Origin of the sequence: Burkholderia sp. MSMB1826 (genome assembly GCF_001526325.1) — a bacterium.
GTDB lineage: Bacteria > Pseudomonadota > Gammaproteobacteria > Burkholderiales > Burkholderiaceae > Burkholderia.
This window is the reverse complement of sequence record NZ_LOYN01000043.1, coordinates 23,471-49,277: the sequence shown is the minus strand read 5'-3', so window position 1 is coordinate 49,277 and position 25,807 is coordinate 23,471. Positions and strand designations below refer to the sequence as shown.

Annotated in this window: 18 protein-coding genes and 1 pseudogene; 6 read left to right on the top strand and 13 right to left on the bottom strand. The window is 65.3% G+C overall.

What is annotated here, in order from left to right:
* Nucleotides 1-49: 49 nt before the first annotated feature.
* From odhB to typA, 3 genes are all read right to left on the bottom strand, one after another.
* Nucleotides 50-1,327 (bottom strand): 2-oxoglutarate dehydrogenase complex dihydrolipoyllysine-residue succinyltransferase, encoded by a 1,278-nt coding sequence (gene odhB / locus WS95_RS23935; RefSeq protein ID WP_059785457.1) that lies wholly within the window; start codon nucleotides 1,325-1,327, stop codon nucleotides 50-52.
* 136 nt (nucleotides 1,328-1,463) lie between these two features.
* Nucleotides 1,464-4,328: a 2-oxoglutarate dehydrogenase E1 component gene (locus tag WS95_RS23930; RefSeq protein WP_059826529.1), complete on the bottom strand. Its 2,865-nt coding sequence runs from the start codon at nucleotides 4,326-4,328 to the stop codon at nucleotides 1,464-1,466.
* Between the two features lie 317 nt (nucleotides 4,329-4,645).
* Nucleotides 4,646-6,472 (bottom strand): translational GTPase TypA, encoded by a 1,827-nt coding sequence (gene typA, locus WS95_RS23925; RefSeq protein WP_034207121.1) that lies wholly within the window; start codon nucleotides 6,470-6,472, stop codon nucleotides 4,646-4,648.
* A gap of 329 nt (nucleotides 6,473-6,801) precedes the next feature.
* Between typA and WS95_RS23920 the strand changes: the two genes are divergently transcribed.
* The 4 genes from WS95_RS23920 to WS95_RS23905 all read left to right on the top strand — a co-directional run bounded on the left by WS95_RS23920 (nucleotide 6,802) and on the right by WS95_RS23905 (nucleotide 11,732).
* Nucleotides 6,802-7,293: a MarR family winged helix-turn-helix transcriptional regulator gene (locus WS95_RS23920; protein ID WP_034207120.1), complete on the top strand. Its 492-nt coding sequence runs from the start codon at nucleotides 6,802-6,804 to the stop codon at nucleotides 7,291-7,293.
* A gap of 87 nt (nucleotides 7,294-7,380) precedes the next feature.
* Nucleotides 7,381-8,877, top strand: coding sequence for an efflux transporter outer membrane subunit (locus WS95_RS23915; RefSeq protein ID WP_034207119.1), 1,497 nt, complete (start codon nucleotides 7,381-7,383; stop codon nucleotides 8,875-8,877).
* Nucleotides 8,878-8,929: 52 nt separating this feature from the next.
* A complete protein-coding gene (locus WS95_RS23910) occupies nucleotides 8,930-10,144 on the top strand; it encodes an HlyD family secretion protein (protein ID WP_034207118.1) in 1,215 nt (404 codons plus the stop codon).
* 28 nt (nucleotides 10,145-10,172) lie between these two features.
* A complete protein-coding gene (locus WS95_RS23905; RefSeq protein ID WP_034207117.1) occupies nucleotides 10,173-11,732 on the top strand; it encodes a DHA2 family efflux MFS transporter permease subunit in 1,560 nt (519 codons plus the stop codon).
* A gap of 109 nt (nucleotides 11,733-11,841) precedes the next feature.
* Here the strand turns inward: WS95_RS23905 and truB are convergent, their stop codons facing one another.
* From truB to WS95_RS23860, 9 genes are all read right to left on the bottom strand, one after another.
* A complete protein-coding gene (truB, locus tag WS95_RS23900; protein ID WP_059785454.1) occupies nucleotides 11,842-12,774 on the bottom strand; it encodes a tRNA pseudouridine(55) synthase TruB in 933 nt (310 codons plus the stop codon).
* Nucleotides 12,775-12,787: 13 nt separating this feature from the next.
* Entirely contained in the window at nucleotides 12,788-13,186 is a 399-nt protein-coding gene (gene rbfA / locus WS95_RS23895; RefSeq protein WP_006495346.1) for a 30S ribosome-binding factor RbfA, read from the bottom strand.
* A gap of 113 nt (nucleotides 13,187-13,299) precedes the next feature.
* Nucleotides 13,300-16,221, bottom strand: a complete 2,922-nt coding sequence (infB, locus tag WS95_RS23890) for a translation initiation factor IF-2 (protein WP_059826528.1) — start codon at nucleotides 16,219-16,221, stop codon at nucleotides 13,300-13,302.
* Nucleotides 16,222-16,312: 91 nt separating this feature from the next.
* A complete protein-coding gene (gene nusA, locus WS95_RS23885) occupies nucleotides 16,313-17,788 on the bottom strand; it encodes a transcription termination factor NusA (RefSeq protein ID WP_034207114.1) in 1,476 nt (491 codons plus the stop codon).
* A complete protein-coding gene (gene rimP / locus WS95_RS23880; protein ID WP_011351796.1) occupies nucleotides 17,788-18,246 on the bottom strand; it encodes a ribosome maturation factor RimP in 459 nt (152 codons plus the stop codon). The genes nusA and rimP overlap by 1 nt, the downstream gene beginning before the upstream one ends.
* A 456-nt stretch (nucleotides 18,247-18,702) precedes the next feature.
* Entirely contained in the window at nucleotides 18,703-20,445 is a 1,743-nt protein-coding gene (gene rluB, locus WS95_RS23875; RefSeq protein ID WP_059826527.1) for a 23S rRNA pseudouridine(2605) synthase RluB, read from the bottom strand.
* 60 nt (nucleotides 20,446-20,505) lie between these two features.
* On the bottom strand, nucleotides 20,506-21,531 hold the full coding sequence (gene scpB, locus WS95_RS23870) for an SMC-Scp complex subunit ScpB (RefSeq protein WP_059826525.1): 1,026 nt from the start codon (nucleotides 21,529-21,531) through the stop codon (nucleotides 20,506-20,508).
* Between the two features lie 272 nt (nucleotides 21,532-21,803).
* Complete coding sequence (locus WS95_RS23865; protein WP_059826524.1) at nucleotides 21,804-23,006, bottom strand: pyridoxal phosphate-dependent aminotransferase; 1,203 nt, start codon at nucleotides 23,004-23,006, stop codon at nucleotides 21,804-21,806.
* A gap of 66 nt (nucleotides 23,007-23,072) precedes the next feature.
* Nucleotides 23,073-23,975 carry a LysR family transcriptional regulator gene (locus WS95_RS23860; protein WP_059785442.1) on the bottom strand — a complete coding sequence of 301 codons (903 nt, stop codon included), beginning with the start codon at nucleotides 23,973-23,975 and terminating at the stop codon, nucleotides 23,073-23,075.
* A gap of 431 nt (nucleotides 23,976-24,406) precedes the next feature.
* Here WS95_RS23860 and WS95_RS23855 point away from each other — a divergent pair.
* Nucleotides 24,407-24,802, top strand: a pseudogene (locus WS95_RS23855) (transposase); the annotation flags it as partial.
* A gap of 202 nt (nucleotides 24,803-25,004) precedes the next feature.
* On the top strand, nucleotides 25,005-25,256 hold the full coding sequence (locus WS95_RS35885) for a hypothetical protein (protein WP_082725183.1): 252 nt from the start codon (nucleotides 25,005-25,007) through the stop codon (nucleotides 25,254-25,256).
* A gap of 195 nt (nucleotides 25,257-25,451) precedes the next feature.
* On the opposite strand, the gene WS95_RS23850 is transcribed toward WS95_RS35885, so the two are convergent.
* Nucleotides 25,452-25,769 carry a hypothetical protein gene (locus WS95_RS23850; protein WP_006495354.1) on the bottom strand — a complete coding sequence of 106 codons (318 nt, stop codon included), beginning with the start codon at nucleotides 25,767-25,769 and terminating at the stop codon, nucleotides 25,452-25,454.
* Between the last annotated feature and the right edge of the window lie 38 nt (nucleotides 25,770-25,807).

Here is a 25,807-nt window from a genome sequence, read left to right as displayed (position 1 = left end):
TCACGCATGCGCGCGAACCTGCGAACGGGTCGATGCAGTGAGACTCGGCTTACAGGTCGAGCAGCAGGCGTGCCGGATCTTCCAGCGCATCCTTCATCGCGACGAGCGACAGCACGGCTTCGCGGCCGTCGATGATCCGGTGGTCGTACGACAGCGCCAGGTAGTTGATCGGGCGGATCACGATCTGGCCGTTTTCGACGACCGGGCGCTCCTTCGTCGCGTGCACGCCGAGAATCGCCGACTGCGGCGGGTTGATGATCGGGGTCGACAGCATCGAACCGAACACGCCGCCGTTCGAGATCGAGAACGTACCGCCCGTCATTTCCTCGATCGACAGCTTGCCGTCCTTCGCCTTCTGGCCGAATTCGGCGATCTTCTTCTCGATTTCGGCGAGGCTCAGCTGATCCGCGTTGCGCAGGATCGGCACGACCAGGCCGCGCGGCGAACCGACCGCGATACCGATGTCGAAGTAGCCGTGGTAGACGATGTCGTTACCGTCGATCGACGCGTTCACGAGCGGGAACTTCTTCAGCGCGTGAACGGCCGCCTTCACGAAGAACGACATGAAGCCGAGCTTCACGCCGTGTTCCTTCTCGAACTTGTCCTTGTACTTGTTACGCAGTTCCATGACCGGAGCCATGTTCACTTCGTTGAACGTCGTCAGGATCGCGTTGGTCTGCTGCGATTCGAGCAGGCGCTCGGCGATACGCGCGCGCAGGCGCGACATCGGCACGCGCTGCTCCGGACGGTCGTTCAGCCACGTCGCTGCCGACGCCGGCACCTTCACTTCCGGCAGCGCCGGCTTCGCGGCGGCGGTCTTCGCCGGTGCGGCGGCCGGAGCAGCCTTCGGTGCGCTGCCTGCGGCCAGCGCGTCGCCCTTCGTGACACGGCCGTCACGGCCCGAACCTGCGACGTCGCCCGTCGACAGGCCCTTCTCGGCCAGCAGCTTCGCTGCGGCCGGCGATGCGGCGGCCGAGCTCGATGCGGTCGCGGCGGCCGGCTGTGCGGCCGGTGCGGCTGCAGCAGGCGCTGCCGCCGGCTTGACTTCGGCGGCGCCTGCCGCTGCTTCGGCAGCACCTGCCTTCGCTTCGGTGTCGATCGTCGCGATCACCTGATCGGCGACCACCGTGTCGCCGTCGTTCTGCAGCACTTGCGCGAGCACGCCCGCTGCCGGCGCCGGCACTTCGAGGACGACCTTGTCGGTCTCGAGTTCGATCAGGATTTCGTCCTGCGCGACTGCTTCGCCCGGCTTCTTCTTCCACTGCAGCATGGTGGCTTCCGACACCGACTCCGAAAGCTGGGGGACTTTGACTTCTACGATAGCCATGTGATTTTCCTGGATGCTTAATCTGGGGTGTGACGAGGTTCGTGCGATTCCTTCGGCCGGTGCGGCGCGCGACGCGCCCGGCAGGCCAAAAGGAACGGGAAAGCGCCGCGCGCCTTCCCGTTTCGCTTGACGTCGATTATTTCGCGATCGATGCGCTCTTCAGGCGGCCGAATGCACCTTCGATCAGGGCCTTCTGCTGCTCGTAGTGCTTCGCGTAGTAGCCAACCGCCGGCGAGGCCGAAGCCGGACGGCCGCTGTATGCCAGCTTCTGCCCTTCCTTCATGCCTTCCTTCAGGTGGTGCTCGACGTAGAACCAGGGGCCCTGGTTCTGCGGCTCGTCCTGCACCCAGACCACTTCAGTCGCGTTCTCGTACTTCTTCATTTCGGCTTCGAACTGCTTGTGCGCGAACGGATACAGCTGCTCGATACGAATGATCGCGACGTCGTTCGCCTTCGCTTCGCGGCGATGCGCGACGAGGTCGTAGTACACGCGGCCCGAGCACACCAGCACGCGCTTGACCTTCTTCGCGTCGATGCCGCCGTCGGTTTCGCCCAGCACCGGCTGGAACGAACCCTTCGCCAGTTCCGACAGATCCGACACTGCTTCCTTGTGACGCAGCAGCGACTTCGGCGTGGCGACGATCAGCGGCTTGCGGAACAGGCGGATCATCTGGCGACGCAGCAGGTGGAAGATCTGCGCCGGCGTCGTCGGCTGGACGACCTGCATGTTGTGGTCGGCGCACAGTTGCAGGAAACGCTCGATCCGCGTGGACGAGTGTTCCGGACCCTGGCCTTCGTAGCCGTGCGGCAGCAGCATCGTGAGGCCCGACACGCGGCCCCACTTCACTTCGCCCGACGAGATGAACTGGTCGATCACGACTTGCGCGCCGTTGACGAAGTCGCCGAACTGCGCCTCCCACATCACGAGCGTGTTCGGCTCGGCGGTCGAGTAGCCGTATTCGAAGCCCAGCACCGCTTCTTCCGACAGCACCGAGTCGATCACCGTGAACTTCGCCTGACCTTCGGCGATGTTCTGCAGCGGCACGTACGTGCCGTCGTTCCAGCGCTCGCGGTTCTGGTCGTGCAGCACCGCGTGACGGTGCGTGAACGTGCCGCGGCCCGAGTCCTGGCCCGTCAGGCGCACCGAGTAGCCCGACGCGACGAGCGACGCGAATGCGAGGTGTTCGCCCATGCCCCAGTCGAGCGGCTGGTCGCCGCGCGCCATGTTGCGGCGGTCGTTGATCACGCGCTCGACGAGCGGGTGAACCTTGAAGTTTTCCGGAATCGTCGTGATGCGTTCGCCGAGACGCTTCAATTCGGCGAGCGGCACGGCCGTGTCGGCTGCGTCCGTCCACTTGCGATTCAGGAACGGCACCCAGTCGACCGCGTACTTGCTCTTGTAGTTCGACAGGACCGGATCGACGGTGTGGTGGCCGTCGTCCATCGCCTTGCGGTACGCCTTCACGTAGTTGTCGGCGTCTTCCGCGGTGATCACGCCCTGCTGCACGAGCTTCTCGGCATACAGCGCACGGGTGCCCGGGTGCTGCGCGATCTTCTTGTACATCAGCGGCTGCGTGACGGCCGGCGTGTCCTGCTCGTTGTGGCCCAGCTTGCGGAAGCAGACGATGTCGATCACGACATCCTTGTGGAACTGCATCCGGTAGTCGATCGCGATCTGCGTCGCGAGCACGACGGCTTCCGGATCGTCGCCGTTCACGTGCAGCACCGGCGCTTCGATCATCTTGACGACGTCGGTACAGTACAGCGTCGAGCGCGCGTCGCGCGGGTCGGACGTCGTGAAGCCGATCTGGTTGTTGATGACGATGTGCAGCGTGCCGTGCGTGCCGTAACCGCGCGTCTGCGCCAGGTTCAGCGTTTCCATCACGACGCCCTGGCCGGCGAACGCCGCGTCGCCGTGGATCTGCACCGGCAGCACCTGCAGGCCGTCTTCGTCGCCGCGACGGTCCATCCGCGCCTTCGCGGAACCTTCGACCACCGGGTTCACGATTTCGAGGTGCGACGGGTTGAACGCGAGCGACAGGTGGACCGGGCCGCCTTCCGTCGACACGTCCGACGAGAAGCCCTTGTGGTATTTCACGTCGCCGGCCGGCAGGTCGTCGACGTGCTTGCCTTCGAATTCGGCGAACAGGTCGGCCGGCATCTTGCCCAGCGTGTTGACCAGCACGTTCAGACGGCCGCGGTGAGCCATGCCGATGATGATTTCCTGCACGCCGCGCTTGCCTGCGTGCTGGACGACTTCGTCCATCGCCGCGATGAAGCTTTCGCCGCCTTCGAGCGAGAAGCGCTTCTGGCCGACGTACTTGGTGTGCAGGTAGCGCTCGAGGCCTTCGGCGGCCGTCAGGCGATTCAGGATGTGCTTCTTCTTGTCGGCCGAGAACGACGGGGTCGCGCGGATCGATTCCAGGCGCTCCTGCCACCAGCGCTTCTGTTCCGGATCGCTGATGTACATGTACTCGGCGCCGATCGTGCCGCAGTACGTGTCGCGCAGGCCCTTGACGATGTCGCGCAGCGAAGCCTGGTCGAAACCGAAGTACAGGTTGCTTGCGCTATACGTCTGGTCGAGGTCGCCTTCGGAGAAATCGTAGAACGCGGGTTCGAGCTCGGGAATGGCCGGACGCTCGCGACGCTTCAGCGGATCGAGGTTGGCCCATTGCGAGCCGAGGAAGCGATAGGCGCTGATGAGCGACTGGACGTGCACCTGCTTGCGTGCGGTCGCGAGATTGCTGGTGCTTTCGCGCGGAATGAAGGCATTGGCCTTCGCACGCTCGGCGAACGATTCGACGATCGGGAAGTGAGCGACGTCATTGGCATTCGAGCCGTCCGTCGCAGGCACGTTCTGCAGCGCGTCGAAATACTCTCGCCAGTTCTCCGGCACCGATGCCGGATTGTTGAGGTATGCATCGTACAGTTCTTCAACGTACGAAGCATTGCCGCCGAACAGATAGGAGTTCAGCTGAAACTGCTTCATTACATCTGACATTTTACGCTCACCTTTCTTCGAGCTTCTCGAGAAATAGCGGGTTACTCAACCTTCCGCGACACGGCCTGACCGTTTAGCGGATTGCGAATCAAGTCTTGCTTGGAAGGACCTAAAACTTGCGTGCGCGCAGCATATCACAGAACCGATACCGGAGTTCACGGCGAAATGCGCGTGAAAGCACCGCGCGGCGGGGTTTTGCCGGATTGCCGCGGCCTGCGGGAACAGTGTTTTGCAACCGGCCCGGTTGCCGGTCGCACGAATGCAAAAAAGGCCGCCCGAAGGCAGCCTTTTCCCTGATATGCGGGAACGATCGATGCTTAGTCGACCGCGCCTTCGCGGCTCGCGCGGCGACGCTCGTGCTCCTTCAGGAAGCGCTTGCGCAGGCGGATCGACTGCGGCGTCACTTCGACGAGCTCGTCGTCGTCGATGAATTCGACCGCGTATTCCAGCGACATCTGGACCGGCGGCACGAGACGCACGGCTTCGTCGGTGCCCGACGCGCGCACGTTGGTCAACTGCTTGCCCTTGATCGGGTTCACGACGAGGTCGTTGTCGCGGCTGTGGATGCCGATGATCATGCCCTCATACAGCGCATCGCCCGGCTTCACGAACATGCGGCCGCGATCCTGCAGCTTCCACAGCGCGTACGCGACCGCGGCGCCATCGTCCTGCGAGATCAGCACGCCGTTGCGGCGTTCGAAGACCGAGCCGTCCTTGACCGGCGCGTACGAGTCGAAGATGTGGCTCATCAGGCCCGTGCCGCGCGTGAGCGTCAGGAATTCGCTCTGGAAGCCGATCAGGCCACGCGCCGAGATCTTGTATTCCAGACGCGTGCGGCCGCGGCCGTCCGACGCCATGTCGAGCATCTCGCCCTTGCGGCGGCCCAGCTCTTCCATCACGCCGCCCTGGTGTTCGTCCTCGACGTCGACCGTCAGCAGCTCGTACGGCTCGTGACGCACGCCGTCGATCTCCTGCATCACGACGCGCGGACGCGACACGGCCAGCTCGTAGCCTTCGCGGCGCATGTTCTCGACGAGAATCGTCAGGTGCAGTTCGCCGCGACCGGACACTTCGAACACCGTTTCGTCGCCGGTATCCTTCACGCGCAGCGCGACGTTGTGGTTCAGCTCCTTCATCAGACGGTCGCGGATCTGGCGGCTCGTCACGAACTTGCCTTCGCGGCCGGCGAGCGGCGACGAGTTGACGAGGAAGTTCATCGTCAGCGTCGGCTCGTCGACGGTGATCATCGGCAGCGCTTCCGGCGTGTCGACCGCGCAGATCGTCGCGCCGATGCCGACGTCTTCGATACCGTTGATCAGCACGATGTCGCCCGCCTCGGCCGACTCGACCTGCACGCGCTCCAGGCCCTTGAACGACAGCACCTGGTTGATCTTGCGGTTCAGCACGTCGCCTTCCGGGCCGAAACGCATCGCGACCGGCTGGCCCGGCTTGATGCGGCCGCGCGTGATGCGGCCGACGCCGATCCGGCCGACGTACGTCGAATAGTCGAGCGACGTGATCTGGAGCTGCAGCGGCGCTTCCGGATCGGCCGGGCGAACCGGCACGTGCGCGAGGATCGCCTCGAACAGCGGGCGCATGTCGCCTTCGCGAGCAGCCGGGTCGAGCGACGCGTAGCCGTTCAGGCCCGATGCGTACACGATCGGGAAGTCGAGCTGCTCTTCGGTCGCGCCGAGCTTGTCGAACAGGTCGAAGGTCTGGTTGATGACCCAGTCGATCCGCGCGCCCGGACGATCGATCTTGTTGACGACGACGATCGGCTTCAGGCCGAGCGCGAGCGCCTTCTTCGTGACGAAGCGCGTCTGCGGCATCGGGCCTTCGACCGCGTCGACGAGCAGCAGCACCGAGTCGACCATCGACAGCACGCGCTCGACTTCGCCGCCGAAGTCCGCGTGCCCCGGCGTGTCGACGATGTTGATGTGCGTGCCTTCGTATTCGACCGCGCAGTTCTTCGCGAGAATCGTGATCCCGCGCTCTTTTTCGATGTCGTTCGAGTCCATCACCCGCTCCGCAATCTGCTGGTTCTCGCGGAAGGTGCCGGACTGGCGGAGCAGTTGGTCGACGAGCGTGGTCTTGCCGTGGTCGACGTGGGCGATGATGGCGATATTGCGAAGGGCGCGGGTCATAGAAACCTGGAAATCGTTTGAACGCGCAAACGCGCGCGCTCGTTTTTCACGGGCGCGCGCGTTGCAGCTTGGAAAGCCTCAAATTATAGCACGTGCGAGTGTCGAGAGCCGACCCGCGCATTGCATTGCAGCAAAACGGGCCGCTCCGCCCTCCTGTGCCGAACGGACGAATCCTCTTCCGCACGCTCGCCGATCGGCCAAAAAAACCTTATCAAGATAAGGGATTCTCGCCAGACACAGCGCGGGTTTTGCCGTTCGATTAACATTTGCCGCGGCAAGCAATTGTGCCTATACTGCTGCCTAGTCAACTATTGCAGCTTCAGGGTTTTATGTCGGATTCTCCTACCTCTCCGCCCGTTTCGCAGTTGTCTTCGTATCAGATGAACGACAGCGTCGGTTATCTGATGTCGCGCGTGAAGTCGGTGATGACCAACCTCGTCACGCAGCGCACGCAGGAAGAGCTCGGCATCACGGGCACACAGGCGAGCATGCTGTTCATGATCGCGGTCGGCAAGTGCTCGACGGCCGCCGAACTCGCGCGCGAATACGGAATCGACGCAAGCGCGGTCACGCGCCTGCTCGACCGGGTCGAGAAACGCGGCCTGCTGTCGCGCGTGCGCAGCATCGAGGACCGACGCGTCGTGCGCCTCGAGCTCACCGACGAAGGCCGTGCGCTGGCCGAACGGCTACCGCCCATTTTTCGCAGCGTGCTCGACCAGGTGCTGGACGGGTTTACGCCGGAAGAAGTCGGGTTCCTGAAGAGCATGCTGCGCCGCATTCTCAGCAACTATTGCGAGACGGCCGGCGGTAGCATCACGTAATAGTTGCCATAACAATTACTTTTGACAGATTAATGTAAGGAAATCCTTGCAGTGTCCATCATTCATTCCGAGTCAGGGGTTAGCGCGATGAAATCCTCCCCGTTGTCCGTGCGCGCCGGGTCGTGCCGCGCCGCCGTCGCCGCCGCGGTCGCCGCGCTGGCGCTGGCGGGCTGCGCGAATTACATCGGCATCAAGAGCGACAAACAGATCGCCCCCGCGTCGCAATTCGAATCCGCCCAGAGCCTGCCGGCCCAGGGCGGCCAATGGCCGGCACTCGACTGGGCCAGTCAGTTCGGCGATCCGCAATTGCCGAAGCTGATCGACGAAGCGCTGCAGGGCAACCCGTCGATCGCACAGGCGCAGGCGCGCATCGCGAAAGCCTCGTCGTACATCGAATCGTCGCGCTCGAACCTGATGCCGAAGGCCGAAGCCAGTTATTCCTGGACGCGTGAACTGTATTCGGCGAACGGCCTGTTCCCGCCCCCGTACGGCGGCCAGTGGTACAGCGAAAACAACGCGCTGGCGAGCGCCTCGTGGGAACTCGACCTGTGGGGCAAGAACCGCGAGCGCCTGCACACGGCCGTGTCGCAGGAAAAGGCCGCCGAAGCCGACATGCAACAGGCGCGCATCACGCTCGCGTCGTCGGTCGCACGCACCTACAACTCGCTCGCCCAGCTCTATGCGTTGCGCGACATCGCGCAACGCGAGATAACCAACCGCGAGACGGTCGGCAAGATCACCGACGGCCGCGTATCGGCCGGCCTCGATACCAACGTCGAACGCCAGACGGCCCGCGGCAACATCGCGACCACCCAGGCCTCGCTGTCGGACCTCGACGGCCAGATCACGACGGTGCGCTACCAGCTCGCCGCGCTGCTCGGCAAGGGTCCGGATCGCGGGCTGCAGATCGCGGCGCCGGTGATGAACCCCACCGGCGAAGTCGCGCTGCCCGGCAATCTTCCCGCCGACCTCGTGTCGCGCCGGCCCGACATCGTCGCCGCGCGCTGGCAGGTCGAAGCCGCGATGCACGACGTGAAGGAAGCGAAGGCCGAGTTCTTCCCGGACGTGAACCTCGCGGCCGGGTTCGGCTTCGATGCGTTCGGCTGGGGCAAATTCCTGAACTTCGCGAGTCGCCAGGCGCAGTTCGGCCCGGCGATCCACCTGCCGATCTTCGATGCCGGCGCGCTGCGCGCCCAGCTCAAGGGCCGCTACGCCGACTTCGACCTGTCGGTCGCGAACTACAACCAGACGCTGATCAGCGCGCTGAACGACGTCGCGACGCAAGTCGCGTCGATCCGCGCGATCGATCGCCAGATGGGCGACGCCCAACGTGCGCTCGACGCCTCGACGCGGGCGTACGATCTCGCGGTCATCCGCTACAAGGCCGGCCTGTCGCCGCAACTGCAGGTCCTGACGGCGGACAGCAACCGCCTCGCATCGGAGCAGACGGTGACCAACCTGAAAATGCGCCGGCGCGACATGCAGCTCGCCCTGATCAAGGCGCTCGGCGGCGGGTTCGACGCGACCGGCACGCCGCTCGCCGCGCCCGATGCGGCCACGCCGACCAAACAGGCCGCCAACTGATCCGGCGCCACCACTACGCAGACACTCGAAATAACGGACGGAGAAAATCGCCATGAGCGACCAACAAAACGCCGCCAGCGCGCAGCCGCAGAACAACGGCAAGCGCAAACGAATGATGACGCTGCTCGTCGCGGTCATCGTGATCGCGGCCATCGCATACGGCCTGTACTACTTCCTCGTCGCCCGCTTCCATGAAGACACCGACGATGCGTACGTGAACGGCAACGTCGTGCAGATCACGCCGCAGGTCACCGGCACCGTGATCGCCGTGAAGGCGGACGACACGCAAACGGTCAAGGCCGGCGATCCGCTCGTCGTGCTCGACCCGGCCGATTCGCAGGTCGCGCTGCAGCAGGCGGAAGCCAACCTCGCGCAGACGGTGCGCCAGGTGCGCGGCCTGTTCGTCAACGACGACCAGTACCGCGCGCAAGTCGCGCTGCGCCAGTCGGACCTGTCGAAGGCCCAGGACGACCTGCGTCGCCGCCTGGCCGTCGCGCAGACGGGCGCCGTATCGCAGGAGGAAATCTCGCACGCCCGCGACGCGGTGAAGGCCGCGCAGGCATCCGTCGACGCCGCGCAACAGCAGCTCGCATCGAATCGCGCATTGACCGCGAACACGACGATCGCCTCGCACCCGAACGTGATGGCCGCCGCCGCGAAGGTGCGCGACGCGTACCTCGCGAACGCGCGTAACGTGCTGCCGGCGCCGGTCACCGGCTACGTCGCGAAGCGCTCGGTGCAGGTCGGCCAGCGCGTGTCGCCCGGCAACCCGCTGATGTCGGTGGTGCCGCTCAATGCCGTGTGGGTCGACGCGAACTTCAAGGAAGTCCAGCTGAAGCACATGCGCATCGGCCAGCCGGTCGAGATGACGGCCGACATCTACGGTTCGTCGGTCACGTACCACGGCAAGGTCGTCGGCTTCTCCGCCGGCACGGGTTCGGCGTTCTCGCTGCTGCCCGCGCAAAACGCGACCGGCAACTGGATCAAGGTCGTGCAGCGCCTGCCGGTGCGGATCGAGCTCGACCCGAAGGATCTCGACAAGCATCCGCTGCGCATCGGCCTGTCGATGCAGGTCGACGTGGACATCAAGGACGAACGCGGCGACCAGCTCGTCAACGCACCGAACACCGTCTACGAGACCAACGTGTTCGCGAAATACGGCGACGAAGCCGACGCCGAAATCGCGCGCATCATCGCCGAGAACGCAGGCGGCAACGCGTCGGCGCCGGTCGCGGCGAAGCAGAGCAGCGCCGCGAAAATGATGTAACCGTTCCGACTCCGGAAAGACAACCGACATGGCACAGGCTCCTGTCTCCCATCCGCCCCTGCAGGGCGGGCAACTCCTGCTCGGGACGATCGCGGTATCGCTCGCGGTGTTCATGAACGTGCTCGACACGTCCATCGCGAACGTCGCGATCCCGACCATCTCGGGCGACCTCGGCGTGTCGTCCGATCAGGGCACGTGGGTCATCACGTCGTTCGCGGTCGCGAACGCAATCTCGGTGCCGCTGACCGGCTGGCTGACCGACCGTTTCGGGCAAGTCCGCCTGTTCCTCGCGTCGATCGTCCTGTTCGTCATCTCGTCGTGGATGTGTGGGCTGGCGCCGAGCCTGCCGTTCCTGCTCGCGTCGCGCGTGCTCCAGGGGGCCGTCGCGGGCCCGATGATTCCGCTGTCGCAAGCGCTCCTGCTGTCGAGCTATCCACGCGCGAAAGCGCCGATGGCGCTCGCACTATGGGCGATGACGACGCTGATCGCCCCCGTCGCGGGCCCGATTCTCGGCGGCTGGATCTCGGACAACTATTCGTGGCCGTGGATCTTCTACGTCAACATCCCGGTTGGCATCGCCGCCGCCGCCGCGACGTGGGTGATCTACCGGAGTCGGGAGTCGGCCGTGCGCCGTGCGCCGATCGACGGCGTGGGCCTCGCGCTGCTGGTCGTCTGGGTCGGCTCGCTGCAGATCATGCTCGACAAGGGCAAGGATCTGGACTGGTTCGCGTCGACGACGATCGTCGTGCTCGCGCTCACCGCCGTCATCGCGTTCGCGTTCTTCGTGATCTGGGAGCTGACCGCCGAGCACCCGGTCGTCGACCTGTCGCTGTTCCGCATACGGAACTTCACCGGCGGCACGGTCGCGCTGTCGATCGGCTACGGCCTGTACTTCGGCAATCTCGTGCTGTTACCGCTGTGGCTGCAGACGCAAATCGGCTACACCGCGACCGACGCCGGCCTCGTGATGGCACCGGTCGGGTTGTTCGCCATCCTGTTGTCGCCACTCACCGGGAAGTATCTGCCGCGCACCGATCCGCGCTTCATCTCGACGGCGTCGTTCCTCACGTTCGCGCTGTGCTTCTGGATGCGTTCACGCTACACGACCGGCGTCGACGAATGGTCGCTGACGCTGCCGACGCTCGTGCAGGGCATCGCGATGGCGGGCTTCTTCATCCCGCTCGTGTCGATCACGTTGTCGGGCCTGCCCGGCCACCGCATTCCAGCGGCGTCCGGCCTGTCGAACTTCGTGCGGATCATGTGCGGCGGCATCGGTACGTCGATCTTCCAGACCGCGTGGGATCATCGGAACAACTTCCACCACGCGCAACTGGTCGAACAGACGAATCCGTACAACCCGACGTTCAATCAGGCCGTCACGCAGATGGGTAATCTCGGGCTCACGCAGGAGCAGGCACACGGCCTGATCAACAACATGGCCACGCAGCAGGCGGCGCAGCTCGGCGTGAACGATCTGTTCTACATTTCGGCCGCGATCTTCGTGCTGCTGATCGGCTTGATCTGGATCACCAAGCCCGAACGCGCGGGCGGCGGCGATGCCGGTGCGGCGGCGTCGGCGGCACACTAAGCGCTACCCGGCAGCGGCATCACGGCGCGATCACGCCAAACGAAAGGCCCGGTCGAAAATCGACCGGGCCTTTTTCATGCTACTGCGTGCACGTGCGTGCGTCGCTGCGTCATGGCGCCGTCACGACGAGCCGTTCCGGTGCGAGCACGCCATTCGCCTTGCGTGCCACGCCGAGCAATCGCGTTGCGTCGTACACGCGCACGCGCTCGCCATCGGCCGCGTCGATCGGCTCGAGCGCCGACAGCGGCAGGCGCTGGCCGTGCAGGAACCGTTTCGCGGACGCGTCGTCGAGCCGAATGGCCGGAAACGTCGAAAGCAACGCATCGACCGGCTGAAGCCATGCATCGCGCGCCGATTCGGCAGCGTCCGACAGCGCATCGAGCGTCACCGCGTGCTCGAGCGTCAGCGCGCCGACGCCCGTACGACGCAGCATCGTCAGATGCGCGCCGCAACCCAGCGCCTCGCCGATGTCCTCCGCCAGCGTGCGCACATACGTGCCCTTGCTGCAGGTCACGCGAAACGTCACGTCGGGCAGCTCGCAGGCGAGCAGTTCCAGCGCGTGGATCGTCACGTTGCGGCCTTCCCGCTCGACGGTCTGGCCGGCCCGCGCATATTCGTACAGCGGCTTGCCGTCGCGCTTGAGCGCCGAATACATCGGCGGCACCTGCACGATGTCGCCGGTGAAGCGCACGAGCGCGGCTTCCACCGCCGCTCGATCGCATTCGACCGGGCGTGTGTCGATCACGTCGCCTTCCGCGTCGCCGGTGGTCGTGCGCTGGCCGAGACGCATCGTCGCTTCATAAGTCTTGTCGGCGTCGAGCAAGTCCTGCGAGAACTTGGTCGCTTCGCCGAAACACAGCGGCAGCAGGCCCGAGGCCAACGGATCGAGCGTGCCGGTGTGACCGGCCTTCTTCGCGAGAAGCAGGCGCTTCGCACGAATCAGCGCATCGTTGCTCGACAGGCCGACCGGCTTGTCGAGCAGAAGAACGCCGTCCAGCACGCGCCGGGGCACGCGCGGACGTTGGGGTGCAGCATTCGTCATAGGCCGGTCGAGCTCAGTCGTCCTTGGCAGGCGCGTCGGCCTCGTCGTCGTCCTTCGCGCGCGTCGAGTTCGCTTCCTTGATCAGGCGCGACATTTCGACGGCCTTCTCGATCGTCTGGTCGTAATGGAAATGCAGCGTCGGCACCGTATGAATGTGCAGGCGCTTGAACAGCAGGTTGTGCAGGTGACCCGACGCATGGTTCAGCGCCTCCTGCGTCTTGTCCGGATCGCCGGTGAGCGCCGTGAAGTAGACCTTCGCGTGCGCATAGTCCGGCGTGAGCTCCACGCTCTGGATGGTCACGATGCCGATGCGCGGATCTTTGACCTCGCGCATGATGAGTTCGGACAGATCGCGCTGAATCTGGTCGGCGATCTGAACGTTGCGATTGGGGGAAGTACGTTTCCTGGACATGATCGATCCGTGATCCGTTTATCAGGATGAAGCGGCGGCCATTTCGGCACGCCACCATGAAAATGGGCGGGGCAAGCCCAAGCCTGCCCCGCCCATGAGCCGATACGCGACGATTACAGCGTACGTGCGACTTCGGTCACTTCGAAGACTTCGAACTGGTCGCCTTCGATGATGTCGTTGAAATTCTTCACCGACATACCGCACTCGAAGCCTTGCTTCACTTCCTTCACGTCGTCCTTGAAGCGCTTCAGCGATTCGAGTTCGCCCGTGAAGATCACGACGTTGTTGCGCAGCACGCGCACCGACGACGAGCGCTTGACGATACCGTCCGTGACCATACAGCCTGCGACCGTGCCGACCTTCGGTACCTTGAAGACCTGGCGCACCTCGACCATGCCGGTGACGACTTCGCGCTTCTCCGGCGCCAGCATGCCCGACATCGCCGCCTTCACCTCATCCACTGCGTCGTAGATGATGTTGTAGTAGCGGATATCGATGCCGTTCGCCTCGGCCAGCTTGCGTGCCTGAGCATCCGCACGCGTGTTGAAGCCGATGATGACCGCCTTCGATGCCGTCGCGAGGTTGACGTCGTTTTCGCTGATGCCGCCCACCGCGCTGTGCACGATCTGCACGCGCACTTCGTCGGTCGACAGCTTGAGCAGCGACTGCACGAGCGCTTCCTGCGAACCCTGCACGTCTGCCTTGATGATGAGCGGCAGGTTCTGCACTTCGCCTTCGCCCATCTGCTCGAGCATGCTTTCCAGCTTCGCGGCCTGCTGCTTCGCCAGCTTGACGTCGCGGAACTTGCCCTGTCGGAACAGCGCGATTTCGCGCGCCTTGCGCTCGTCCGGCAGCACGATCACTTCCTCGCCCGCACCCGGCACTTCCGACAGACCCTGGATTTCGACCGGGATCGACGGGCCGGCTTCCTTCGTCGGCTTGCCGTTCTCGTCGAGCATCGCACGGACGCGGCCATAGGCCGTACCCGCCAGCACGATGTCGCCGCGGTTCAGCGTACCGGACTGCACGAGGATCGTCGCGACCGGGCCTTTACCCTTGTCGAGCTTCGCTTCGATCACGATGCCCTTGGCCGGCGCTTCGACCGGTGCCTTCAGTTCCAGCACTTCGGCCTGCAGCAGCACGTTCTCGAGCAGATCGTCGATACCTGCGCCCGTCTTGGCCGACACCGGTACGAACGGCGAATCGCCACCGTATTCTTCCGGCACGACGCCTTCCGCGACCAGTTCCTGCTTGACGCGATCGGGGTTCGCTTCCGGCTTGTCGATCTTGTTGATCGCGACGACGATCGGCACGCCACCCGCCTTCGCGTGGGCGATGGCTTCCTTCGTCTGCGGCATCACGCCGTCGTCGGCCGCTACCACCAGCACGACGATGTCGGTCGCCTTCGCGCCGCGTGCACGCATTGCCGTGAACGCTTCGTGACCCGGCGTATCGAGGAACGTGATGACGCCACGCGGTGTGTCGACGTGATACGCGCCGATGTGCTGCGTAATGCCGCCCGCTTCGCCCGCGGCAACCTTCGCGCGGCGGATGTGGTCGAGCAACGAGGTCTTGCCGTGGTCGACGTGACCCATCACCGTGACGACCGGCGGACGCGGCAGTTGCTCCGCATCGGTACCGGTTTCGCCTTCGACGAGCAACGCTTCCGGATCGTCCAGCTTCGCGGCAACTGCGCGGTGGCCCAGTTCCTCGACGATGATCATCGCCGTTTCCTGGTCCAGCACCTGGTTGATCGTGACCATCTGGCCCATCTTCATCATCACCTTGATGACTTCGGAGGCCTTGATCGACATCTTGTGCGCGAGATCCGCAACCGACACGGTTTCCGGCACGTGCACTTCACGGACGATCGGTTCGGTCGGCGCCTGGAACGACGATGCGCTGTCCTGGTGACGGCCGCGACCCTTCGGGCCGCCGCGCCAGCCGCGGTCGACGCCGCCGCTCGAGTCGCCGCGCGTCTTGATGCCGCGACGCTTCGATGCGTCGTCCTGCCAGCCGCCCTTGCCTGCGCCCGGCTTCTTGTTGCGGTCGCCCGCGCCTGCCGGCGCCTGCGTCGTGGCCGGTGCCGCGGCACCGGCCGGCTTCTTCACGGCCGGGCGCGCCTGCGCACCCTCCGGCTTCGCCGGCTTGTGCAGCGTGCCCTTCGCTTCGGCCGGCTTCGCCGCCTCGACCGGCTTCGGCGGTTCGGGCGCCTTGACCACGGCCTTGCGCGGCGTGTTCATCATTTCGCGGATCGCACGTGCTTCGGCTTCCGCCGCCGCGCGACGCTTGCTGATCTCTTCCTGCTCGGCGCGCGCCTTGTCGGCCGCCTCCCGGGCAGCGTCCTCGGCCTTCTTCGCCGCTTCGCGCTGCGCCGCACGTTCGGCGGCCGCGCGCGCTTCGTCCTGCGCGGACTGCGCACTCGGTGCTTCCGACTCGGCTGCGGCGGCCTGCTGCGCGGCTGCCTGCTGCCGTGCCGCGGCGGCTTCCGCCGCGGCACGCTTCGCCGCCGCTTCTTCCTCGGCGCGACGGCGCTCGGCTTCGGCCGCTTCCTCGCGGGCGCGACGTTCGGCTTCCTCGCGCTCGAGGCGCTCCTGACGCTCGCGCAGCTCCTGCGCCTGCTTCTCGAGCAGCTCGGCCTCGCGGCGCGCCTCTTCCTCGCGACGCTTCAGTTCCGCATCGTCGTCCGCTTCGGCGACCTGCGCCTGACCCTGTTCCGCACCTTCGCTCACGTCGTCGCGCTTGACGAACGTACGCTTCTTGCGAACCTCGACCTGAATGGTGCGAGCCTTGCCCGTCGCGTCAGATTGCTTGATCTCCGACGTATGCTTGCGGGTCAGCGTGATCTTGCGCTTGTCGCCGTCGGTTGCGCCGTGCGACTTGCGCAAATGATCGAGCAGACGCGCCTTGTCCGTTTCGGACAGCGCGTCGTCTTCACTCGCTTTCTGGACGCCCGCTGCCTGCAGCTGTTCGAGCAGCACACCAGCAGGCATTTTCAGTTCCGCGGCAAATTGGGCTACGTTGTTACTCGCCATTCATTCCTCTTAGTGCAAGGACCGATTCCTTGCGGTTAGCATCGGGTCAGGCCATATGGCCGCCATCAAATCAGTGCGCCATGGTCATTTCTCACTGGAACCAATGTTCACGTGCTTTCATGATCAACGCCTTAGCGGCATCCTCTTCCATCCCGGTCATGTCGACCAGTTCATCTACAGCCAGCTCGGCGAGATCGTCGCGCGTCTGCACGCCGTGTTCGGCCAGCTTCGCGAGCAGCTCCGGCGTGACGCCGTCGAGACTCTTGAGATCCAGCGCTGCGTTCTCGACCTTTTCTTCGTTCGCGATGGCCATCGTCAACAGCGCGTCGCGTGCGCGGTTGCGCAGTTCGTGCACGGTGTCCTCGTCGAACGCTTCGATTTCGAGCATTTCGTTGAGCGGCACGTATGCGATCTCTTCGAGGCTCGTGAAGCCTTCGTCGATCAGGATGTCGGCAACTTCCTCGTCGACGTCGAGACGCGCCATGAACAGTGCACGCAGCCGGTCGCGCTCTTCGCCCTGTTTCAGCGCGGATTCGTCCGGCGTCATGATGTTGATCTGCCAGCCGGTCAGCTCGCCGGCAAGGCGAACGTTCTGACCGCTGCGGCCGATCGCGACAGCCAGTTCGTTTTCGTCGACGACGACGTCCATCGAATGCTTTTCTTCATCGACGACGATCGACTGGACGGCTGCCGGCGCGAGCGCGCCGATCACGAACTGGGCGGGATCTTCCGACCATAGCACGATGTCGATGTTTTCGCCACCGAGCTCGTTGCGCACGGCCTGCACGCGCGAGCCGCGGATGCCGACGCAGGTGCCGATCGGATCGATCCGCTTGTCGTATGCGATGACGCCGATCTTCGCGCGCACGCCCGGGTCGCGGGCAGCCGCCTTGATCTCGAGCAGGCCCTGCTCGATTTCCGGCACTTCCATCTCGAACAGCTTCATCAGGAATTCGGGCGCCGTGCGCGACAGCTCGATCTGCGGGCCGCGCGCGGTGCGGTCGACCTTCGCGATGTAGGCGCGCACGCGGTCGCCCACGCGCAGGTTTTCCTTCGGGATCAGTTGATCGCGGCGCAGCAGCGCCTCGACGCGGCCCGATTCGACGATGAAGTTGCCCTTGTCGAGGCGTTTCACCGTACCCGTCATGATCTTTTCGCCACGCTCGAGGTAGTCGTTCAGGATCTGCTCGCGCTCCGCGTCGCGTACCTTCTGCAGGATCACCTGCTTCGCGGCCTGCGCGCCGATGCGACCGAACTCGATCGACGGAACGGGTTCCTCGACATACTCGCCGACTTCGACGTCGGGCTTCTGCTCACGAGCCTCGAACAGCAGGATCTCGCGATCCGGCTCCTGCAAGCCTGCCTCGTCGGGCACGACGAGCCAGCGACGGAAGGTTTCGTGCTCGCCGCTTTCGCGATCGATATGGACGCGGATTTCGGCGCCTTCGTCGAACAGCTTCTTGGAAGCGGACGCGAGCGCGGCCTCGAGAGCGCCCAGCACCACATCCTTGTCGACGTTTTTCTCGCGCGCCAGCGCATCCACCAGCATCAACACTTCGCGACTCATTATTTGCGGCTCCTAAAGTCAACTTGCGGAATCAGGCGGGCTTTGTCGATATCGGCCAGCGTGAAATCCAGCATGGCTGCCTCGCCCTTCTTCCCCTCAAATTCCAAACCGATCGTTTCGCCATTCGGCGCGTGCAGAATGCCCCGGTACGTCTTGCGCCCGTCCAGCGGCTTTTTCAAGGTCACGGAAACTTCGCTGCCGGCGAAGCGCTCGAAGTCGGCCAGCTTCTTCAACGGGCGGTCGAGCCCCGGGGACGAGACTTCGAGCCGTTCGTAATCGATGTTTTCGACCGTCAAGACGTGCTGGAGCTGACGCGTGACCTTTTCGCAATCTTCGAGCGAGATGCCGGCAGGCTGATCGATATAGATGCAAAGCATGCCGCGCCCGGTGCGCTCGAGATCCACCAACTCGTAGCCGAGCCCGGTGACCGTGGTTTCTATCAGTTCCGTCAGTTGCACAGTGTCCTCTCAGGTGTTCGCGCCCGCCGCTCGCGATTCACCCGCGGGCGCGCGCCTTAGCCGGCGCAGGAAGCGCTACCCGAGATGCCTAACCGTTTCAGCAAAAAAAAATGGGCGGAACGCCCATCTTCTTACTGGTGGTCGCACCTGAGCCGCACATTGAATCCGTACGCCCAGCGACTCCGCGATTATAGCGATTTTTGGCGCAAACGCCAAGCCAGCCGGTAAAAGCAGCGCGTCGGCCGCCTTTACGAACCGAAAATGCGAAATCGGGCTGCCCGATCGACCGATACCAACTACCGAACCGGTGATCGCCGTTGTCGCGGTACGCGACATCATAAATGCAGCCGAAATCCATCAATGCAATGCGTCGCGTCGACAAAACCGGCCGAACGCCGGTCGGACCGGCGAGCCGGCAGCCTCGCGCCGCCGCACGCCAATCCAGTCAATAGACGCTTAGCGGCTACGCGTACGACTGCGCTGCGGACGCTGACCGCCGCGCGGGCCGCCGCCGTTGCCGCCGTCGGCGCGATTGCCGTTCGGATTGCGGTTGCCGCCGCCCTTGCTGCCGCCGCGCTTGCCGCCCGCGCCATCGCGCTTGGGGCCCGCGCCATACGACGCGCGATTGCCGTCGACGTCGCGACCACCGCCGGCGCGGTTGCCGTCGCGGCCGCCACCCATGCGATTGCCATCACGACCGCCGCCCATGCGGTTGCCGTAGCCCGACGGCGCAACCGGCAGGCTACCGTAGCCGCTCAAGCCCGGCAGGCCCGGCCCGCCGCGTCGGCCACCGCCGCGACGCGGCTGGTCGAGTTGCCCGTGCGTCGTCAGCACCGGCTCGCGGCCAATGAAGCCCATCGACGTCTGCATCGGATCGGGCTGGCGACGCTCGGTCGGACCGGCGCCGCCGCGCTTGCCCTTCTCCTCGGACGGCGCCTTCAGGCCGACGGTCGCCATCAGCTTGCGCACCTGCGTGTCGTCGAGCTCTTCCCAACGACCACGCTTCAGGCCGCGCGGCAGCGGAATCGGGCCGTGACGCGTACGGATCAGCCGGCTCACCATCAGGCCGACCGCCTCGAACATCCGGCGCACTTCGCGGTTGCGGCCTTCGGCCAGCGCGACGTGATACCAGTGGTTCGTGCCTTCGCCGCCGCCATCGCGGATGCGCAGGAAATTCGCCGGACCGTCGTCGAGCTCGACGCCGTGCAGCAGCTTCTGCCGCATGCCTTCGGACAGCTCGCCGACGACGCGCACCGCGTACTCGCGCTCGACGCTGTAACGCGGATGCATGAAGCGGTTCGCGAGGTCGCCGGAGGTCGTCAGCATCAGCAGACCTTCGGTATTGAAGTCGAGACGGCCCACCGCAAGCCATTTCGCCGTCTTCATCGGCGGCAGGCGGTCGAACACCGACGGACGGCCTTCCGGATCCGCATGGCTGACGATTTCGCCGGTCGGCTTGTGATACAGCAGCACGCGCGGCGGCTTGTTCGGCAGCTTGCGCTTGACCGGCTTGCCGTTGATCCGCACCTGGTCGGTCGGCATGATCCGCTGGCCGATGTGCGCAGGCTCGCCGTTCACCGACACGCGGCCGGCGACGATCAGTTCTTCCATTTCCCGGCGCGAACCCATGCCCGCTTCCGCCAGCACCTTGTGGAGCTTCGGCGCATCGTCGTCCGGCGACAGCACACGCTTGTTCGCCGACTGGTTGCGGCCGCGGCGCAGCATCGGCGCACGCACGCCGCTACCGCCCGCGGAGTTGTCCGCGTCGAAGGCGGGCGACGTCACGTACGCGAACAGTTCATCCTCGGATGCATCGCCTTCCACGGCTTTCGCCGCGCCGCCTTCGGCCTTCGATGCACCGCGACGGCCCTGACCACCCTTGGCCGCGCCTTCGCGCTTGCCAGCCGGCTTGCGACCGCCCTTGGCCGCGCCTTCCTTGCGCGGCGCACGCGCAGGCTGCGCGTCGGCAGCGTCGACCGGTTGCGCATCCGCGCCCTCGGCACCCTGCTGCTCGCCTTCGGCGCCCTTCGACTTGGCCGCCGCGCGACGCCGCGCGATCAGACTGCGCGGGCCGCGCCGCAGACCGCGGCGGGGACGCTCGTCGCCACCCGCGGCCGAAGCATCCTGCTCCGGCGCATCGTCGGCACGCGCCGCCTGCACGGCAGGCGCGGACGATTCAATATCGTGGATATCTGTCAAAACAACCTCAAAATGTCAGGTCTCGCGCCCGGCGCGGGCGCGGCAAGAAGTTGGCCGCGATCAGGCGCGACGCTGTTTGGGTTCTGCTTCGTCGTCCGGCAGCGCGTCGGCGCCGATGGGCGCACTGGCGCTTCGTACGGCATCCGCGAGACTGTCGGACGTGTCGTCCAGCGTCTCGTCGTCCGCGGGACCGGAACGGGAGGCGTCGGCCCGATCGGCCTCGCCGGGCATGTCGCCGGCCGCTTCCGCTCCGTCTCCGGCAGCCGCTTCGGCAGCCGGCTTGCGATCTTCCTCGCTCCAATCCGCACGCTGCGGCTCGGGGTGCACACCGGTCGGCACTGCTTCGGCGCCGACCTGTTCAGTATGTTCCGCTTGCTCGCGATCAGCGTCGAGCGTATCGCGACTCGGAATTTCGTGCGTCGACGCGACGTCGGCCGGCCCCTCGGCCGACCGGCCGTCGGGCGCTGCATCCGCGAGCACCTGCGGCACGTCGGCCGCCGCGTCGCCGGTCACCGGCATGTCGCCATCGAAATCCATCGCCTGCTGCGCGAGCAGCGCGGCCTCGATGTTCGCGGCCGGCTCTTCGAGCGCCGGCAGGTCGTCGAGCGCCTTCAGGCCGAGATCGTCGAGAAACTGCTTGGTCGTCGCATACAGCGCCGGACGCCCCGGCACGTCGCGATGACCGATCACCTCGATCCAGCCGCGATCCTCGAGTTGCTTGACCACCTGCGTATTGACCGTGACGCCGCGAATCTCTTCGATGTCGCCGCGCGTGACGGGCTGTCGGTACGCAATGATCGCGAGCGTTTCGAGCACCGCGCGCGAATATTTCGGCGGCTTCTCGGGGTGCAGGCGATCCAGATAATGACGCATCGCCGGCTTGCTCTGAAAGCGCCATCCGGTCGCCAGCGCCACCAGTTCGACACCGCGACCGGACCAATCCTGTTTCAGATCTTCGAGCAACGTGCGGACCGTGTCAGCCGACACGCCGTCGGCAAAGAGCTTGCGCAAATCGCCGAGCTTCAGCGGCTCCTGCGCACAGATCAAAGCAGTCTCGAGGACGATCTTCGCCTCTTGGGTATTCATGCAGCTAGGCCAGACCCTGTGGTCAAACGAACCGGATCAACAAACAGACGAAAGGAACGGAAGACGCGCTCGCCCGATTCTGATCGGTCATATTGATGGGAGCACGAACCGGGGGCGGCGAACCAACTTCAGGCCAGGCCCAAACCGGACGGAACAGCACGGCTCAACGACGGAACCGCGTGACTGAACGCCATATTACGCAAAATTGCCCGGTGCGTAAAGATGAGCGGAGCAGGCCGCCGCACGGCACGGGCGCCCGCTCCGTCCCCGCTTCAGCGAGAACCCGCGCCATGCGCAAGGAACCGGCGTAGCCGCTCGACGCCCGCATCGAGCCGCGCCGGATCGCACGCATAGCACCAGCGCACGAACCCTTCCCCCTCCGGGCCGAACGCCCGACCGGGCGCAAGGCCGAGCCCCGCGTCGCGCACCAGCGTCTTGCAGAACGCCAGGCTGTCGGCCGCCCCCGGCAGTCTCAGGAACAGGTACATCGCGCCCGGCGGAGGCGGCACGTCGACGCCCGGCAGCGTGCGCAGCGCGGCGACCAGGTGATCGCGCGCGTCGCGCAGCGCCGACACGAACGATTGCACGAACGGCTCGCCGTCGCGCAACGCGACCTCGGCCGCAGCTTGAACGAAGCCTGGCGCACACGACATGTTGTATTCGACGAGCTTCGACAGGTCGGCCATCACCGATGCCGGCGCAATCAGCCACCCGAGCCGCCAGCCCATCATCGCCCACGCCTTCGAGAATGAATTGACGACCACGACACGCTCGTCGCGAGACGCGATATCGAGGAACGACGGCGCGCCGCCCTCGTCGAATGCAAGCCGCTCGTACACCTCGTCGGCGACCAACCAGATGCCTTGGCGACGGCAATGGGCGAGCACGGCCCGCTGATCGTCGCGCGACATCGTCCAGCCGGTCGGGTTGTTCGGCGAATTGATCAGCAGCATCCGCGTATCGGGCGTCAGCGCCGCGAGCAACCGTCCGACATCGAGCTGCCATCCCGCATCGCCGTAGTCGAGCGGCACGCACTCGACCTGTGCGCCGAGGATCTTCGGAATCTCGACGAGATTCGGCCACAGCGGCGTGACCGCGACGACACGCTCGCCCGGTCCGACCAGCAGCTGGGCAGCCAGCATCAGCGCACTCACGCCGGAGCTCGTCACGGCCACCGTATCGGCCGCCGTCACACCGTGACGCGCGCCGACATAGGCCGCGATCGCGTCGCGCAGCGGCGCCGTGCCGAGATTGTGCGTGTAGAAGGTCGCACCGTCGCGCAGCGCCGCCGCCGCGGCGTCGCGGATGAAGTCCGGCGTCACGCGGTCGGATTCGCCGAACCAGAACGGCAGCATGTCCAGCACGCCGAAGCCGGCGTTTGCAACCTCGCGGATCAGCGACGGACGCAGCGCGTGCACCGTGGCGCGCGCCGCCGGCTCATCGTTCGCCGGGAAAAAACCTGCGGAATGCGTCATCGAGAACCACCGCCCAGGAACACGATCCGCGTAGTGTACCGACCGGCAAGCCGGACAGGCGCAACGTCAGTCGAGATCCTCGGCCCTCGCCGGCATCTGCCGCACGAGCTCCCAGATCGCTTGCGCGGCGGGCGACAACGATCGGTCGCGGCGACGCACCAGTTCGACGGTGCGTTCGGTGCGCGGCGTGAGCGGCCGTGCGACGAGCGTCGAGCCGGCCGGCAGCGGCAGCGACAGCCACGGCTGCACGCTCACGCCAACACCGGCCTCGACCAGCCCGAACACGGTCGCCGAATGACCGAGTTCCTGCATGACCATCGCGTTGACGCGATGCGTGGCCAGCGCCGCATCGATCAGCGGCCGGCTGCCCGACGCATGGTCGAGCAACACGAGGCGCTCGCCATCCAGCGCCGTCCACGGCACCTCGGCCCGCGCCGCGAGCGGATGATCGGCGCGCGCGACAAGGCAGAACGAATCGGTCATCAGCGGCTCGCAGACGAGATCGGCGACGGTCAGCGGCCCGATCACGACGCCGAAGTCGACTTCGCTCGATTTCACCTTGCGCAGCACGTCGCTCTGCACGTCGTCGCGCAGGCCGAGCGTGACGAACGGGAACTGGCGTTCGCACGACGCCACCACGCGCGGCATCAGCCTGCATGCGATCGTCGGGCTTGCCGCGACGATCACGCGCCCGCGGCGCTGTTCGCCGATCTCGCGAATCTCGCGCAGCGTGTCGTCGAGGTCGTCGAGCAAGCGGGACACGCTCGCGATCAGGTTCGCGCCGACGTCGGTCAATTGCACGTCGCGCGTCGTGCGGTCGATCAGCTTCAGCCCGAGTTCGGCCTCGAGCTCGCGCACGCAACGGCTGACGGCGGACTGCGTGAGCCCGATCTCGTCACCCGCCCGGCTGAAGCTCTTGAGCCGCGCGACTTCGATGAATACGCGAAGCTGGCGCAGCGTAACGTTCATGTCCCGACCTCATCAATCGTCGATATCAATGCGGGATTCTAATGTGCGAAACCGGCTTCGGCGAACGAATCCGGCACTCGCCGCCCATGTTTCGCTGCGGTGCAATACATTCGCAAACGCACGTGACATGGGCGAATTGCACAAGATTGGTGATTGTCCCGATTTGCTCACGGGTTATTTTGGCGTCTTATACGCCCCTAGCTGACTTAGCCGTTAGCTCGCTGCCAAGCGGCTCTCGAGGGATTCACCTCCGACATGGCACGCTTCGTGCATCACCTGGCGCACAGGGTGCAGGTTTCGTCGGACGGAAGAGCAGAAACGCCGCTGCCGGCCAACCGGACGCCCCCACCCGGCACTCGACGATCGAGTGCCTGAAGAGTGCGCGGCGCAGGGCAGCGCACCGGAGTTAGCTTCGCTGAGGTGAGGACATGATGCTGTTCGACGATTTGAGAGATAACGAATGGGCGCTGGTCGAGGGTCTGTTTTGCTCGGAGCCCGCACGGAGTGAGCGGCGCGGCCGTCCCCGCGTGGAAGCCCGCTCGGTGGTCAACGCCGTGCTGTGGGTGCTGTCGACGGGCGAAGGCTGGTCGAAACTGCCGGGTCGCTATCCGTCCCCGCCGACCTGCCGCCGCCGCTTCGACGAATGGCAGGCGGACGGTACGCTCGCCGAAATCGTGAAGCGACTCGGCACGAGCGGCCGGCAGATCTCGCTGCGCGGACGCATCGGCGCAAGCGCGGCGAAGCCGCCCGCCCCGCCGAGCCGCGACCGGCTGCGCGGCGCCTTCTGGACCAATCCGGAATCCTGGCGCGCACCCGTCAAGATGGCGTAACGAATGCTCGACCGGGCGGCTTCGGCCGCCCGGCTTCTTTTTGCGACGCGTCCTTTTTCGCGACGCATGCCTTGCCGTCGATTACCGTTGTCGTGCCGCGAAACAACTATTTACCAATATTTACAGCAAGCCTGCACTCCCCCGCTTACCTTAGCGACATATCAACAGGCCGCACGGACGGCTTGAAGGGAGCCCCGCCATGAAAACAATGTCACTGCTCGTTGCATGCGGCATTGTCGTTTCCATGGCGCTGAGCACTCCCGTCCACGCCGACGATCGCGCGAAGCCACCTCATCGCCAGCAGGATCACAGGAACACCTTTCGACAGCCGCCGTCCGCGAACCCGTCCAGCCGGCAAACCGTACCGCGCGGCGACTTGCGCGGCGACATCGCCAGCAACGCGCGGGCCCGAATCGGCTCACAGCCGCCGGGCGTGCCGCGTCATCCGTAGTCCTGCCGATTTCGAGATTTCGCCAAAGAAAAATGCCCGCATTCGGGAACTGCGCCGCATGCGACGAGTCACATCGTTGCCATGAGCACAGCGTGGCAGCAGCAAAAGTATCCGGTACGCCCGTATCCTCGCGATACGGGCTTTTTTTTGCATCGCCGTCCCGTGCGGCGATGCACGGGACGGGATGGAGAACCGTTAAAGGCGACTTTCGAGAATCGCCACGGCGCTCGCTTCGCTCAATGCGTAGTCGTCCATGCGGCGATCGGTCCAGGAAAGTAATTTCTCGTCGCGCTCGAGGCGCGAGAATTCGGCTCGGCCGCTGTCGGTCAGCACGGCGATGTCGACCGGTGCATGAAAGCCCGGTGCGGGAGCAACGGTTTTCTGCCTGACCGTGTCCATCAGGCCGAGTGAACGGAGATACTCGAACACGCCCGGGCGGCGTGCCCACGGTACCTGGCGGTACTGCACTCGTCTCAATGCGTCGAGCACCGCTTCGTTGGAATACGTGGCCATCTCGATTCTTTCTTAAAGTGCAGCGACAATGCGAAGCG